The organism is Streptosporangium sp. NPDC023963, from assembly GCF_040639135.1.
Taxonomy (GTDB): domain Bacteria; phylum Actinomycetota; class Actinomycetes; order Streptosporangiales; family Streptosporangiaceae; genus Streptosporangium.
This window is the reverse complement of record NZ_JBEZZK010000033.1, coordinates 18275-32519: the sequence shown is the minus strand read 5'-3', so window position 1 is coordinate 32519 and position 14245 is coordinate 18275. Positions and strand designations below refer to the sequence as shown.

Sequence of the window (14245 nt, the reverse complement as noted above, 5' to 3'; positions counted from 1 at the left end):
AGCACGACGTTACGGCCCTTGGGGCCGAGGGTCACCTTGACGGCGTCCGCGAGCTGGTTCATGCCGCGCTCGAGACCGCGCCGGGCGTCCTCGTTAAACGCGATCATCTTGGCTGCCATACGGCTAACCTCCCAGAGAAAGGGTGGCTTACACCGGATCGAGCCGACGCCCGCGACGGCATGTGGGCCCACGACTCCGTTCGGCGGGCCCCATCGCCTCGATCCAGGATTGGCACTCTCTATGCGTGAGTGCCAACAATCTGTTTAGCACTCTACCCTGTCGAGTGCAAGCCACGATCCGTTGACCTGCGCCGCCCGAGCCGGGGACGTCACCTCCGTGTCATGGGGACGTAGATCTCGCGTCACCTCGGTGTAGGCCATGCGTCACCTCGGCGTGGGCCACGCGTCACGTCGGTGCAGGCCACGCGTCGCCATCGGTCCGCCACGCGCTCCGTGCCGCCCGGCACGCGCTCCGCGCCGGCCCGCCGCGCGGGCTCCGTGCCACCCGGCGGGCTCACAGCGTCCCCGCGCGTCCCCGCGCGTCCCTGCGCCCCGCGTGCCCCTGCGCGGCGTCTCTGCGCGTCCCTGCGCCCCGCGTGCCCCTGCGCGGCGTCTCTGCGCGTCCCCGCGTGAGCGCGGCCACCGCCCCGCACCCCGTGCGACCACGCGTCCCGTACGGCCCCCCTACCGTGCGACGCGAAGGCCCGGCTCGCCTTGTCGGGAAGCGAGCCGGGCCTGGGCGGTGAGGATCCAGCGGACTGCGATACCGCGGGATCCACCGGCTCTTCCCTGCGAATTCACGAAACGGCCACGTCAGACCGCCCGGACGGACTCCGCCTGGGGACCCTTCTGACCCTGAGTGATCTCGAACTCGACCCGCTGGCCCTGCTCGAGGGCACGATAGCCGTCCATCATGATCGCGGAGTAATGGACGAACACATCCTTACCACCGTCTACCGCGATGAAGCCGTAGCCCTTGTCCGCGTTGAACCATTTGACGGTGCCCTGCGCCACTTGCGACTCCTCTTACTGGTCTTAAGGACGACGCCCATTCCTCTCGCGAAGTCCTCAATCGCCGGGGCGGACTTCGCCGCGGCGATCGTTCCGACCATACCTGTGGGAAGCGGTAGGGCAACAGAGTCAAGCACCAAACTACCGCTTTACGAGAGCTTTTAGTACGAGAAGAGAGTTTCACTATCACTATTAGTTAGTTAAGGGTTACATTCTCCGTGCAGTCCAAAAATATGAGCTTGGGTCATCAAACACGGCACCCGCCCGGCCGGAGCCGGGCGGGTGCCGTGGAGTCGCGGGTCCCCTGGGGGCGGCGCTGGGCGGTCAGAGCCGCGCCGGGGCGGGAGAATCAGCCTCCGGCCACCGCCGGGATGATGGATACCTGGACGCCGGAGGGCGTGGCCGTGTCGAGGTTGTCGACAAAACGGACGTCCTCATCCCCCACATAGACATTGACAAAACGTCGGATCTTTCCCGATTCATCAAGAATCCGGGCGCCGATCCCCGGGAAGTCCGCGTCGAGCTTCTGAAGAACATCGCGCAGGGTCTCACCCTCTCCGTTCACCTCGGCGGCACCATCGGTGTAAGTCCGGAGAATCGTCGGAATCCGCACAGAAACGCTCATAATTCAGTACCTTTCACGATTTCTAGGCGATAGCCGCACGGAATGCGTCAAGAGAAGGCCGAATCACCGCGGTCGGGCGCGCCTCCGCGGCCACCGCGTCGAGGGTCTTGAGGCCGTCGCCGGTGTTGAGGACCACGGTCTCGGCGTCGGGGTCGAGCGTGCCCGAGGCGACCAGCTTGCGCAGCACCCCGACGACGACGCCTCCGGCGGTCTCGGCGAAGATGCCCTCGGTCCTGGCCAGCAGCCGGATCGCGTCGACGATCTCGGCGTCGGTGACGTCCTCGACCGCGCCGCCGGTGCGGCGGGCGATGTCCAGGACGTACGGGCCGTCGGCCGGGTTGCCGATCGCCAGCGACTTGGCGATCGTGTCCGGCTTGACCGGGCGGATCACGTCGTGGCCCGCCTTGTAGGCGGCGGAGACCGGGGAGCACCCCTCGGCCTGGGCCGCGAAGATCTTGTACGGCCTGTCCTCGACCAGACCGAGCGCGATCAGCTCCTTGAAGCCCTTGTCGATCTTCGTGAGCTGCGAGCCCGATGCGACCGGGATGACGATCTGGTCGGGGATGCGCCAGCCGAGCTGCTCGGCGATCTCGTAGGCCAGGGTCTTGGACCCCTCCGCGTAGTACGGCCGGAGGTTGACGTTGACGAAGCCCCACTGGTCGCCCAGCTCGTCGCCGATGAGCTCGGAGCAGAAGCGGTTCACGTCGTCGTACGTGCCCTCGATGCCGATGAGCCTGCCGCCGTACACGGAGGCCATGACGATCTTGGCCTGCTCCAGGTCGGAGGGGATGAACACGCAGGCGTCCAGCCCGGCCCGCGCGGCGGCGGCGGTCACGGCGCCGGCCAGGTTGCCGGTGGAGGAGCAGGAGAGGGTGTGGAAACCGAAGTTGCGGGCCGCCTCGACGGCGATGGCCACCACGCGGTCCTTGAAGGAGTGCGTGGGGTTGCCGGAGTCGTCCTTCACGTGCAGGGAGCGGATGCCCAGCTCGCGGGCGAGGTTGCCGGCGTTGACGAGCTTCGTCCAGCCGGGCGCCATGTTGGGCTTGGTGGCCACGTCCTCGGGGACGGGCAGCAGCGAGCGGTAACGCCAGATGTTGGTCGGCCCCTCGGCGATCCGCTCCCGGGTCACACGCCCGAAGTCGTACGCGATCTCAAGGGGCCCGAAACACTCGTTACAGGCGAAGCTGGGGCCGAGGTCGTAGCGGGCACCGCACTCCCGGCAGGAGAGGGCGACGGCGGGGCCGAAGCGCGGGTCTCGCGCGCCGCCGGCACGACCGGAGGAGGTGGTGGGGTTGTTCTCAGTGGTTGCGAGCGCCATGAAGCGAGGCCTTTCCCTCATCTTCGTCTGCGGACCACCCTGGTCACAGACCGGAATTGGCACCTGTCCCGGCCGACCTCGTTCAGATCACGAGTCTTGAACCGGGATGGTTGCCGGGGCTTCGCAGGGCCGGTCCCTCCACCCCTCTGGATGAGCAAATATTCAGTTGGAAACCTGACGCGCAGGTCCTCAGCACTCTACCCCGCCCTGCCGCCCTCCTGACTCCTTGTCTCACTGTGCGAGACATGGCGTGTTACCCAGCGGACAACCGGACGCGGGCCGCCGGTCGCGAGGCACCCGGCGCACGGCCCTGACGGCAGGCGAGGCCCCCGCCGGGCCCGCGATCCTCGGTGATCGCGGGCCCGGCGGGGGCCTCATCCCTTCCCGGCCGTCAGCGCGAGAGGCGACCCGCCGGAGCGGTCACGGAACCCGGAACCCGGAACCCCAGGGTGTAGGGGCCGGAGCCGGCCGCGCTGACCACCCGGTAGCGGTAGTAGCCGGGCGTGCCGGTGTAGGAGATCCTCTCGTCGGGACCCGCGCTGTCGGAGGTGGCGACGACCGGCCAGGTGCTGCCGTTCCACTTCTGCAGGTACAGGTCGAAGTCGGTGCCGTCGGCGCCGTCCAGGCAGGCGGTCTGGAGACCTCCGACTGTCAGCCTGTAGTACAGGCCCCTCGGCTGGTAGACGGACCGGCCGGCGGCCAGGGTGCCGGTGTAGGTGTTGGGGAAGCCGGTGCAGGTGCCCGTGACCGGCGGCGGCGGGTTGCCCGCGGTGGTCCTCAGGGTCAGGCCGTAGGCGGTGAGGATCGGGGCGATCGGCTGGAAGTAGGTGGTACCGCCCTGGCTGCAGTCTCCGGAGCCGCCGGAGGTGACGCCCTGGGCCTGGTCGACGGAGATGAACGAGCCACCGGAGTCTCCGGGTTCGGCGCAGACGGTGGTGCGGGTCAGCCCGTTGACGGTGCCCTGGGGGTAGGTGATGCTGGCGTCGCGCTGCTGGATGAGACCGCAGTGCCAGTCGGTGGTGGAGCCCGACCGGCAGACCGAGGCCCCCTCGATGGCGATCCGGGCGCCGGCGACGGGCACGGTGCCGCCCTGGCCGTTGTCGACCGTCGGGGTGGCCGTCCAGTTGCTGTTGGTCAAGACCCAGGCGTAGTCGCTGCCGGGGAAGACCGAGCCCTGGAAGGTGCCCTGGGTGACGCGGTTGAAGCCGGTGGTGGCGTTGCCGGTCCTGCCGCAGTGGCCGGCAGTGACGAACCCGTTCTGGGTGCCCTTGAGCACGGGGAAGCCGATCGAGCAGCGGCTGGTGACGCCGATGTAGTAGGCGTTGCCGCCCACCAGGTCGTACAGCGGCTGGGGAACCTCGGTGGAGGGCAGCACGACCACCGCCGCTCCGTCCACCCCGGCGCTCTCGATGACGTTTATGGCAGCCTCGGGCTTCGGGGAGAGGACGACCACCTTGTTCCTCTTCACGTCGACGAAGCGCGCGCTCGACACGAGCGGCTGCGGGGGCAGGCTGTTGTCGACCGCCTGCTTGATCGCGGTGAGCTCCACCAGCGACCTGGGGACGATCTCGGCCTGGGCACCCGCGCCGAGGATCGTCGGGATGTCGGCGGCGCTGGTGGTGGCCACCACCAGGGTGTGCGCGCTGGTCCCTCGCAGCCAGGTGCCGCCGAAACGGGGGCCGAGCCTCCTGGCCATCTGCAGCGCGACCGGGGTCAGGCGGGCCTCGTTGAGCAGCCGGGCCTGGGCCTGTGCCGGGGTCAGGCCCAGGTCGCGCTCGAGCGCCTCCAGCATGCCCGGCGGTGGTTTCCGCGCGGCCGACATGGCCCACGCGGCCATGTCGGCGGACGGGGCGGCGGGCGCGGCCGGAGCACCCTTCGCCTGGCGTTCGGCGCCGGCCGGTACGGCGGCCAGGGCAAGTGCGGTGGCCGTCAGGACGCATGCCGTGGAAACGGCGTGTCTGCGGAACATGTGGTCTCTCCTCGACCTCGGCTTGCACAGCGTGAGGGGAGATCGCCACATGTCACCGATTGATCACGCGACGTGGGCAACGCCACCTTAAATCAGGTGAGACCGTCAGGGCAGCACGCCACGCGGAGGTGCTCTTCGACTGGTTCCGGCCTGGCGGGCGGCCCGTCGGAGGACGGGCCGCCGGCCGGAGACCGGGCGGCGGTCAGAAGCCGTAGGCGTCGCCCAGGGCGCTCTGGACGTACTTGCGCGCCTGATGGATGCGCGACTTGGCGGTGCCCAGCGGGATGCGGAGCTGCTCGGCCACCTCGTTGTAGTCGAGCTGGCAGATGTCGCGCAGCACCAGCGCCTGGGCGAGCTCCGGCTTCTCGGCCTCCAGCGCCTCCATCGCGTCGAGCAGGTCCAGCCGGGACCCGGCGATCACGCTCACCCGGGCCACGTCCGGCTTCTGCAGCGGCAGCTCGTCGGAGCTCTGCTCGGCCGCGCGGCGCTTCAGCGAGCGGTAGGTGGTCCTGGCGCAGTTGGCGGTCACGATGTGCAGCCAGGTGCTGAACCGGGCGCGCCCCTCGAAGCGGCCGATGTTGCGCGCCACCGCGAGCAGGGTGTCCTGGCAGGCCTCCTCGGCGTCCTGCCGGAATGGGAGGATCCGGCCGCAGTGCCTGAGCACGGCGGGCTCGATCCGCTTCAGCAGCTCGCCGAGAGCGCGGTGGTCGCCCTGGGCGGCCGATCGGGCCAGGTCCTCGGTCGTCTCGTCCAGCGCCATCACGGGCCCCCATCAGCGGTCACGGTCGCTGGACATCCTACGGTCGGGGGTCGCGGATGGTGACCCTCCCTCATCGCCACAAAAAGGGTGATAGAGCGGGGCTCATCACTCCACCCGCTGACAAGAGCTGACACAATTCGATGGACGCCGTTCCTTCCTTGACCTGAAGAGCGAGGACATCCCGACCAGGCGCCGGTTAACCTTGGGGTCTCCACGCTCAAGGAGAATCGATGAGCGCGATCCTGGTGGCCTCCAACCGCGGCCCCGTCTCCTTCACCCTCTCCGAGGACGGTTCGCTGTCCATGCGCAGGGGAGGTGGCGGCCTGGTCTCCGGCCTGTCGGAGGTCGCGAAAGACCTCGGCGTCCTGTGGGTCTGCGCGGCGCTGTCCGACGGCGACCGCGGCGCCGTGCGGCTGGCGCCCGGCGGCCGGCTCGACCAGGCGGGTTACGACACCGGGGCGCTGCGGATGCTCGACATCCCCCCGGCGACCTTCCACCGCGCGTACAACGCGGTCGCCAACTCCACCCTCTGGTTCGTCCACCACCTCCTCTACGACACCCCCAACCGGCCGTACTTCGACGCCAGGTTCCGCCGGGAGTGGGAGTCGTACCAGTCCTACAACGAGGCGTTCGCGATGGCGCTGGCCGAGGAGGCCCCGCACGGGGCGCGGGTGATGGTGCAGGACTACCACCTGAGCCTGGCCCCGGCCATGCTCAGGGGGGAGCGTCCCGACCTGCGGGTGGCGCACTTCTCGCACACGCCGTGGGCGCCGCCCGAATACTTCAACCTGCTCCCCGACGACGTCGCGACCGAGCTCCTCGAGGGCATCCTGGGCGCCGACCACGCGGGCTTCCTCACCGCCCGCTGGGGCGGGGCGTTCATGGACTGCTGCGAGACGGTGCTCGGCGCGCGGGTCGACCGCGGGGAGCGTACGGTCACGCACGCGGGCAGGACGACCCGGATCGGCACCCACAGCCTGGGCGTGGACGGCAAGGCGCTGTGGACCCGGGCGTCCGAGCCCGACGTGGAGTCGCACATGGCCGCGCTCCGCGCCCAGGTGGGCGACCGCAGGCTGATCGTGCGGATCGACAGGACGGAGCTGTCGAAGAACATCGTGCGGGGCCTGGTCGCCTACAAGCAGTTCCTCGCGGCCCACCCGGAGTGGCACGGCCGGGTCACGCACCTCGCCTTCGCCTACCCGTCCCGGCACGACCTGCCCGAGTACCGCGAGTACACCGCGGCGGTGCAGCGCTGCGCCGAGGAGATCGAGGACGAGTACGCCACCGAGGACTGGGACCCGCTGATCCTCAACGTCGACGACGACTACCCGCGCTCGCTGGCCGCCTACCGGCTGGCCGACGTGCTGCTGGTCAACCCGATCCGCGACGGCATGAACCTGGTCGCCAAGGAGGGGCCGATCCTGTCGCCGCACAGCGCGCTGGTGCTGTCGCGGGAGGCCGGCGCCGCCGCCGAGCTGGGCGAGCACGCGCTGACGGTGAACCCCTACGACGTCTCGGCCACGGCCGCCGCGCTGCACGAGGGGCTGACGATGCCCTCGGACGAGCGCGCCAGGAGGGGGGTCCTGCTGGCCGCCGCGGCGACCGCGCTCCCCCCGCACCGGTGGTTCGCCGAGCAGCTCGACGCCCTCGGGTGACGGCCCAGCTCGTTAAGCGGTTTTAGACCTGTATGAGATAGTTTTTGCAGCTATTTCACTTTTTCTTGCATACGGGAGACCGAGTTGACCGCGATCGCGCCCGTCCGGCTGATCCGCGACCGCGCGACCTGGCTGATCTACCTTCAGCTCGGCGTCTTCGCCACCTACCTGTACGGCCTCAGCGCCGCGCTCCCGCTGCTCCGCCTCGACCAGGGCGTGTCCCAGGCGGTCGCCGGGCTGCACGGGACCGCGATGGCCGTCGGCGGCATCATCGTCGGTCTCGCCCTGCCCTGGCTGACCGGGAGGATCGGCCGCCGGGCCGCCGTCTGGACCGGGATGGCCGGGATGAGCGCCGGAACGCTCATGGTCGCGGCGGCCCCCACCGTGCTGCCGGTCACCCTCCTCGGGTACGGCGTCGCCAGCGGGCTGGCCTCGATCGTCCTGTACCTGGGCATGGCCGCGCTCGACGACCGGCACGGTCCCGCGGGCCCGGCGGCGATCAGCGAGGCCAACGCCGTCTGCGTGATCGTCGGCATCGGGGTCCCGTTCGTGGTCAGCGCCGCCGCGCAGAGCGCCTTCGGCTGGCGGGCCGCGCTGCTGGTGACCCCCGCGCTGGCCGCGCTGCTCGCGCTGGCCATGGGGCGCGTACGCCTCCCCGAGCCCGGCGACGCCACCGGCGGCACCGGGGGCACCGGGGGCACCGGGGGCACCGCCACGGAGGGTCAGGCCCGCTTCGGCTGGCGGTTCTACCTCGCCGCGGCCGTGCTGTTCTGCTGCGTCGCGATGGAGTTCTGCTTCAACCTGTGGGCGGCCAAGCTGTTCTCCGACCAGACCGGGCTGCCCGCGGCGGTGGCCGCGACCGCGGTCGCGGCGTTCACCGCCGGGATGGCGGCCGGGCGGCTGGCCGGGGCCTGGCTGGCCCTGCGAATCCCCCCGACCACGCTGTTCCTCGGCGCACTCCTGGTCGCGGCCGCCGGGTGGGCGATCTTCTGGCTGAGCACGAACCCGGCGTTCTCCTACGCGGGCCTGGCCGTGTCGGGACTGGGGGTCGCGCTGCACTTCCCGATGGCGCTGTCCCGGGTGCTGGCCGCCTCCGGCGGGCGGCGGGACCGGGCGTCGGCGATGGCCTCGATCTTCGCCGGGCTGGCGGTGGGCATCGGGCCGTTCCTGCTGGGCGCGCTGGCCGACGGGTTCGGCACCCAGCAGGCGTTCCTCATGGTCCCCGCCCTGATCGGGCTCGCCGCCGGAGGGCTGCTGATCACCGCGGGCGGACGTCTCAGGGCGGGCGCCGGCGAGCCCGCCTGAGCGGACGCGGGCGGAGGTTCCCGAGCGCGGGCAGGCCCCACCTGAACCCACCTGAACCCACCTGGACCCACGTGGGCACACGAGCGTGCGCGGACCCCTCCGGGCGGACGGCTCGCCCGGGCGGGCCTCGCCCTACGCCTCCCTCTCCACGGCGCCTCGCCCTACGCCTCCCTCTCCACGGCGTCGGCGATCGAGGTGAGGAGTTCCAGGACCCCCAAAGGCCCGTCCACCACGATGTCGGCCTCCACCTCGATCTCGGGCGACCCGCTGAACACCGTCACGCCCGGCAGCCCGGAGGCCCGCACGGCCGCGAACGCCGCGAGGTCGCCCAGGTCGTCCCCGGCGAACAGCACCGACCTGGCGGCCCGCTCGCCCAGGAAGGCGCTCAGCGCCACCCCCTTGTCCATCCCCGGCGGGCGCAGCTCCAGCACGAACTTGCCCGGCTCCACCGCCAGCCCCGCCCCGGCGGCCAGCGCGGCGACCGGCTCGCGCAGCGCGTCGAGCGCCGCCCACGGGTCGGCGGCCTGCCGGGTGTGCACGGCCACCGACCGCTCCTTGTCCTCGATCCTGATCCCGTCGATCCCCGCCACCAGCGGGACGAGCCCGGTGCGGGCGAGGTCGAGGCCCGGGTGGACGGGCGGCGCGGCGAGCGCCCCCGCCTCCCAGCGTTCGAGGCCGTAGTGCCCGAGCACGACCAGCCCCGGCACGCCGGCCAGGGAGCCGTACTCGACGGCCGTGGCGGCCGGACGGCCGGTCACGATCACCACGGCGCCGACCAGGCGGCCGAGCCTGGCCAGCACCTCGGGTCCGCCGGGGTGGATCCTGGCCGCCGCGGGGTCGGGGACGATCGGGGACAGCGTGCCGTCGAAGTCGAGCCCGATCACCGCTCCCGCCGGGTCGGCGACGATCGCCTTCAGCCCGTCGGACGTATTCGTCGTCATGCCCGCCTCAGCCTGTCGAGTGTGTTCACCGTCGTACCGGCTCCGCTCTCGCGATCGCCGTCCGACCGGTCGTACCCGAACATCAGGGGCGTAAGCCCATTTTCCGGGCGGCACGATCGCGGCGCCGGGTCTCCCGGAGCCGGCGCAGGCGCTTGACCAGCATCGGGTCGTGGGCGAGCGCCGCCGGCAGGTCGATGAGCTCGCTGAGCAACTGGTAGTAGCGCGTCGCCGAGATGTCGAAGGCCTCGCGGACCGCCTGTTCCTTGGCGCCCGCGTAGCGCCACCACTGGCGCTCGAAGGCGAGCAGCTCGCGCTCCCTGTCGGTGAGAGCCCTCGGCGCGGGCTCCGGAGCAGCGCTGTCACCGGGACTCGACGCGGTGTCCATTGCTTCCTCCTACCTCGGGGCACGCGGCGACCACACCGCGCACGCGCGGCCCGAAGTCAGGATAGTCCGGAATTTCGCGCTGTTCATGACGGATGTGGAGACGTACAGTCACCAGATGTGACCTCTGTCATCAGCCTTCTCACCGACTACGGACTGGAAGACGGCTACATCGCCGCATGTCACGGCGTGATCGCCGGAATCTCTCCGCAGTCGCGGATCATTGACGTCTGCCATCTGGTCCCCTCGGGGGACGTACGGCGCGGTGCGGCGATCCTGGCCCAGACGATCGCCTACCTTCCTCCCGGCGTGCACGTCGCCGTGGTGGATCCCGGCGGTGGCGGCTCGCGCCGGGCCGTGGCCGTCCAGGCCGGCGACCACATGTTCCTGGGCCCGGACAACGGGCTGCTGTCGTGGGCGATCCACGCCAGCGGGGGCGCGCGTGCCGCCTACGAGCTCTCCAACAAGGAGCTCTTCCTGGAACCCGTCTCGCCGACCTTCCACGGCCGCGACCTCTTCGCCCCGGTGGCGGCGCACCTGGCGACCGGGTGCCATCCGTCCGAGCTGGGACCGGAGATCCCGCTGGAGCGGCTCGTCTCGCTGCCCGCGCCCACCTCCACCATCCAGGAGGGCTACGTCGAGGGGGAGGTGCTGTCGGTCGACCGGCACGGCAACGCCCAGCTGTCGATCGGCTCCGGCGATCTGGTGACGCTGGACGTCGCGCCGGGAGACACCCTGGTGGTCTGGCTGGGCAGGCGACGGCTCTCGGTGCCGTTCAGGGAGACCTTCGCCGCGGTCCCGCCCGGGGAGGTCGTGGCCTTCACCGACTCGGCCGGGCTGGTCGCGCTGGCGGTCAACTCCGGCGACGCCTCCCAGCGGCTGGGCCTGCCGCCCGGAGCCCACGTGCGGCTCTCCCCCTCTCCCTGACATGCACAACAAATGTGATTTAAGAGGAAATCACGCCATGCATCATCCCGTTTAGTGAAGCACCTTTTTCGTCGGCAGATTTTTCCGACGGAATCACACATGCCGGAATTCAGGCGACGTTTCCCGATCCCCTATGGAAAACGTGACCGCGCCGCCCTCCCCGTGGCCGCCGGCATGCCTTCGCGGCGACGCCTCCCCCCTGGGGCAGGCCCTTCCCGCCCCACCGCCCGCCGGGAGGCCGCCCTCAGCCGGATATACGAGCTGACCTGGCAATTAAGGAATTCGACGGGGCATGAAAGGCCGGGAGCGCCCGGATCGGATCGGCGATAGACCGAGTTTCGTTCTGATATAACCCCGCGATCATTGCCACAAGCTGACCATTCTTGACCCTCCAGAAAGCATGTCGCTGGATAGTCTCACTCCCGTTACTTTGAGTAGCCGCGCGCAGACGGTCCGTTCCAGAGGCCCCAGACACTGCCGCGACGATTTCCTTCCAGGGGGAACCACAATGATTCGTCGTCTTCTCATCACCTCCGCGTGTGTCGGTATCGCCGTCATCGCGCCGGCCGCGGTCGCGTCCGCGTCCACCTCCTCCACCTCCACGGCCAAGGTCAGCGCCCAGTCGGTCGTCAAGGCCGCCGCCAAGGCCAAGGCCGCCAAGAAGGCCGCCGACTGCTGCGGCGTCGGCGTCGTCAGCGGCGCCCCGGCCTTCGTCCCGACGAGCACCGTCACGTACGGCGCCACCGTCATCCCCACGGCCGTGAGCAGCGGCATCGGCTGCGGCGGCGGCATCTACGGCGGCGGCTTCGGCGGCGGCATCTACGGTGGTGGCATCTACGGCGGCGGCGTCTACGGTGGCGGCTGCTACGGCGGCGGCGTCTACGGTGGCGGCGTCTACGGCGGGGGCTTCTACGGCGGCGGCTTCGGCGGCGGCGGCTTCGGCGGGGGCGGCATCCTCGGCGGCGGCCTCTTCGGCCGTGGCGGCAACACCATCGGCGGCGGCGGCAACATCATCAGCAGCGGCAGCGGAACCGGCCACGGCGTCGGCATCGGCGGCCTCGTCGGCATCGGTGGCGTCGGCGTCGACATCCTCTAGCAGGACAGACACCCTGCGGTAAAGCGGTAAAGCAGACAGGGCGCGGCCTCCACAACTCCATGTGGGGGTCGCGCCCTTCGCTGTTCCGGCTCCGGTTGTTGCGGGTCCGGTTGTTCCGGGTTCCCGCCCACGGGCTCTCCGGGCTCTTCGCCCTCCCCGCCTCCGGGACCCGTCTCCGCCGTCGCCTTCCCCGCCCGCTCAGGCCCTCTCGGGCTCTCCTACACGTGGATCACGTCGTGGGTCTCGGCGAAGTGGCAGGCGCTCGCGTGCGCGGTGCCGGGCCGGATCTGCAGCAGCGGCTCCTCGACGGCACAGATCTCCTGGGCCTTCCAGCACCGCGTACGGAACCGGCAGCCCGACGGCGGGTTGGCGGGGGACGGCGGGTCGCCCTGGAGGATGATCCGCTCGCGCCGCTCGCGCCCCTCGGGGTCGGGCACCGGGACGGCCGACAGCAGCGCCTGGGTGTAGGGGTGCGCGGGCCGGTCGTAGATCTCGACGTCCTTACCGATCTCCACCATCTTGCCCAGGTACATCACCCCGACCCGGTCGGAGATGTGCCGGACCACCGACAGGTCGTGGGCGATGAAGACATACGCGAGGCCGAGGTCGTCCTGCAGCCGCTCCAGCAGGTTGACGACCTGCGCCTGGATCGACACGTCCAGCGCGGAGACCGGCTCGTCACAGACGATGATCTCCGGCTGGAGCGCCAGCCCGCGGGCGATCCCGATGCGCTGGCGCTGGCCGCCGGAGAACTGGTGCGGGTAGCGGTTGATGTGGTCGGGGTTGAGGCCCACCACTTCGAGGAGCTCCTGCACCTTGCGGCGCCGGTCGCCCTTGGGGGCGACCTCCTGGTGGATCTCGAACGGCTCGCCGATGATGTCGCCCACCGTCATCCGGGGGTTCAGCGAGGTGTACGGGTCCTGCATGACCATCTGGATGTTGCGGCGGGCCCGCTTGAGCTCGCCGCGCCTGGCGTTGGCGATCTCCTGGCCGTTGATCCGCACCGAGCCCGAGGTCGGCCGCTCCAGCGCCATCAGGAGCTTGGCCAGCGTGGACTTGCCGCACCCGGACTCGCCCACGATGCCGAGCGTCTCGCCCCGGCGCAGGTCGAAGGAGACCCCGTCGACGGCCTTGATCGCGCCGACCTGCTTGCGCAGGATGACGCCCTGGGTCAGCGGGAAGTGCTTGACCAGGTCGCGGACCTCAAGGATCGGCTCACCCGTGGCTGCCATCGAGGACCTCCCTCCAGTAGTGACACGCGCTGCCGCGCGTCGGGCCGATCTCGTACAGCGGGGGCGCGTCGACGACGCAGTTGTCCTGACGGTACGGGCACCGGGGGTGGAAGGCGCAGCCCGTGGGCATGTCGAGCAGGTTCGGCGGCATGCCCTTGATGGCGTACAGCTCCTGCCCCTTCTGGTCGACCCGGGGAATCGAGTCGAGCAGGCCCTTGGCGTACGGGTGGGCGGGCCTGCGGTAGATGTCGTGCACGAGGGCGTTCTCCACGATCCGCCCGCCGTACATGACCGCGATCTTGTCGGCGACGTCGGCGACCACGCCGAGGTCGTGGGTGATCAGGATCAGGCCCATGTTGCTCTCGCGCCGCAGCTCGCCCAGGAGTTCCATGATCTGGGCCTGCACCGTCACGTCGAGGGCGGTGGTCGGCTCGTCGGCGATCAGCACCTCGGGGTCGAGCGCGATCGACATCGCGATCATGATGCGCTGGCGCATTCCCCCGGAGAACTGGTGGGGGTAGTCGTGCACCCGCTGTTTGGCGGCCGGGATGCGGACCCGGTCCATCAGCTCGATCGCCTTCTTCTGGGCGTCGCGCTTGGAGGCGCCCCGGTGCACCCGGAACATCTCCCCGATCTGGGCGCCGACGGTGAACACCGGGTTCAGCGCGGAGAGCGCGTCCTGGAAGATCATCGCGATCCGCCGGCCGCGCACCTGGGTGCGGGCCTCCTCGGACAGGTCGAGCAGGTTCGTGCCCCGGAAGCGGATCTCGCCCTTGGGAATGCGGGCCGGCGGGGAGTCGAGGATGCCCATGATGGCCTGCGCGGTCACCGACTTGCCCGAACCGGACTCGCCGAGCACCGCGAGCGTCTCCCCGGCGTTCAGCGAGTAGCTGACCCCGTTGACCGCCTTGACCAGGCCCTGCCTGGTCACGAACTCCACGTGCAGGTCGTCGACGACGAGCAGCGGCTCGCTGCCCGGCGTCTCCCTGGACGGCACCACCGGCGTTGAGGTCTTCTTCACGGGT

General features: G+C 70.5%; 13 protein-coding genes and 1 riboswitch. Of the genes, 4 read left to right on the top strand and 9 right to left on the bottom strand.

All coding sequences use genetic code 11. The features are described 5' to 3' along the window. Positions 1-812: 812 nt before the first annotated feature. The 5 genes from AB0F88_RS43955 to AB0F88_RS43935 all read right to left on the bottom strand — a co-directional run bounded on the left by AB0F88_RS43955 (position 813) and on the right by AB0F88_RS43935 (position 5682). A complete protein-coding gene (locus tag AB0F88_RS43955; protein ID WP_012895270.1) occupies positions 813-1013 on the bottom strand; it encodes a cold-shock protein in 201 nt (66 codons plus the stop codon). Between the two features lie 346 nt (positions 1014-1359). Continuing rightward, a complete protein-coding gene (locus AB0F88_RS43950; RefSeq protein ID WP_350977546.1) occupies positions 1360-1635 on the bottom strand; it encodes a MoaD/ThiS family protein in 276 nt (91 codons plus the stop codon). A 22-nt stretch (positions 1636-1657) separates the two neighbouring features. Next, positions 1658-2953 (bottom strand): threonine synthase, encoded by a 1296-nt coding sequence (gene thrC / locus AB0F88_RS43945; RefSeq protein ID WP_362698525.1) that lies wholly within the window; start codon positions 2951-2953, stop codon positions 1658-1660. Positions 2954-2967: 14 nt separating this feature from the next. Further along, a riboswitch (SAM riboswitch) is annotated at positions 2968-3110 on the bottom strand. A gap of 234 nt (positions 3111-3344) precedes the next feature. Beyond that, on the bottom strand, positions 3345-4922 hold the full coding sequence (locus AB0F88_RS43940) for a S1 family peptidase (RefSeq protein WP_362698522.1): 1578 nt from the start codon (positions 4920-4922) through the stop codon (positions 3345-3347). A gap of 202 nt (positions 4923-5124) precedes the next feature. Then, positions 5125-5682, bottom strand: coding sequence for an RNA polymerase sigma factor (locus AB0F88_RS43935; RefSeq protein WP_362698519.1), 558 nt, complete (start codon positions 5680-5682; stop codon positions 5125-5127). 230 nt (positions 5683-5912) lie between these two features. Between AB0F88_RS43935 and AB0F88_RS43930 the strand changes: the two genes are divergently transcribed. Then, complete coding sequence (locus tag AB0F88_RS43930; protein ID WP_362698516.1) at positions 5913-7337, top strand: trehalose-6-phosphate synthase; 1425 nt, start codon at positions 5913-5915, stop codon at positions 7335-7337. 84 nt (positions 7338-7421) lie between these two features. Beyond that, positions 7422-8642: an MFS transporter gene (locus tag AB0F88_RS43925; RefSeq protein ID WP_362698513.1), complete on the top strand. Its 1221-nt coding sequence runs from the start codon at positions 7422-7424 to the stop codon at positions 8640-8642. 161 nt (positions 8643-8803) lie between these two features. Here the strand turns inward: AB0F88_RS43925 and otsB are convergent, their stop codons facing one another. Together otsB and AB0F88_RS43915 are read right to left on the bottom strand one after the other, a co-directional pair. Further along, complete coding sequence (otsB, locus tag AB0F88_RS43920) at positions 8804-9583, bottom strand: trehalose-phosphatase (protein WP_362698510.1); 780 nt, start codon at positions 9581-9583, stop codon at positions 8804-8806. Positions 9584-9665: 82 nt separating this feature from the next. After that, positions 9666-9968, bottom strand: a complete 303-nt coding sequence (locus tag AB0F88_RS43915) for a DUF3263 domain-containing protein (RefSeq protein WP_362698507.1) — start codon at positions 9966-9968, stop codon at positions 9666-9668. Between the two features lie 117 nt (positions 9969-10085). Between AB0F88_RS43915 and AB0F88_RS43910 the strand changes: the two genes are divergently transcribed. Both AB0F88_RS43910 and AB0F88_RS43905 read left to right on the top strand, forming a co-directional pair. Then, the gene (locus tag AB0F88_RS43910) at positions 10086-10892 is read left to right on the top strand and encodes an SAM-dependent chlorinase/fluorinase (protein WP_362698505.1); all 807 of its coding nucleotides are present in this window, start codon (positions 10086-10088) and stop codon (positions 10890-10892) included. A gap of 508 nt (positions 10893-11400) precedes the next feature. After that, a complete protein-coding gene (locus tag AB0F88_RS43905; protein WP_362698503.1) occupies positions 11401-11988 on the top strand; it encodes a hypothetical protein in 588 nt (195 codons plus the stop codon). A gap of 218 nt (positions 11989-12206) precedes the next feature. On the opposite strand, the gene AB0F88_RS43900 is transcribed toward AB0F88_RS43905, so the two are convergent. Further along, positions 12207-13220: a dipeptide ABC transporter ATP-binding protein gene (locus AB0F88_RS43900; protein ID WP_362698500.1), complete on the bottom strand. Its 1014-nt coding sequence runs from the start codon at positions 13218-13220 to the stop codon at positions 12207-12209. After that, the gene (locus AB0F88_RS43895; protein WP_362698497.1) at positions 13204-14241 is read right to left on the bottom strand and encodes an ABC transporter ATP-binding protein; all 1038 of its coding nucleotides are present in this window, start codon (positions 14239-14241) and stop codon (positions 13204-13206) included. The genes AB0F88_RS43900 and AB0F88_RS43895 overlap by 17 nt, the downstream gene beginning before the upstream one ends. Positions 14242-14245 lie beyond the last annotated feature (4 nt).

What these genes read in the sequence shown, in the direction of transcription:
- AB0F88_RS43950 (WP_350977546.1), bottom strand. Translation starts at nt 1,635, where the DNA reads ATGAGCGTTTCTGTGCGGATTCCGACGATTCTCCGGACTTACACCGAT.
- thrC (WP_362698525.1), bottom strand. Translation starts at nt 2,953, where the DNA reads ATGGCGCTCGCAACCACTGAGAACAACCCCACCACCTCCTCCGGTCGT.
- AB0F88_RS43940 (WP_362698522.1), bottom strand. Translation starts at nt 4,922, where the DNA reads ATGTTCCGCAGACACGCCGTTTCCACGGCATGCGTCCTGACGGCCACC.
- AB0F88_RS43935 (WP_362698519.1), bottom strand. Translation starts at nt 5,682, where the DNA reads ATGGCGCTGGACGAGACGACCGAGGACCTGGCCCGATCGGCCGCCCAG.
- AB0F88_RS43930 (WP_362698516.1), top strand. Translation starts at nt 5,913, where the DNA reads ATGAGCGCGATCCTGGTGGCCTCCAACCGCGGCCCCGTCTCCTTCACC.
- otsB (WP_362698510.1), bottom strand. Translation starts at nt 9,583, where the DNA reads ATGACGACGAATACGTCCGACGGGCTGAAGGCGATCGTCGCCGACCCG.
- AB0F88_RS43915 (WP_362698507.1), bottom strand. Translation starts at nt 9,968, where the DNA reads ATGGACACCGCGTCGAGTCCCGGTGACAGCGCTGCTCCGGAGCCCGCG.
- AB0F88_RS43905 (WP_362698503.1), top strand. Translation starts at nt 11,401, where the DNA reads ATGATTCGTCGTCTTCTCATCACCTCCGCGTGTGTCGGTATCGCCGTC.
- AB0F88_RS43900 (WP_362698500.1), bottom strand. Translation starts at nt 13,220, where the DNA reads ATGGCAGCCACGGGTGAGCCGATCCTTGAGGTCCGCGACCTGGTCAAG.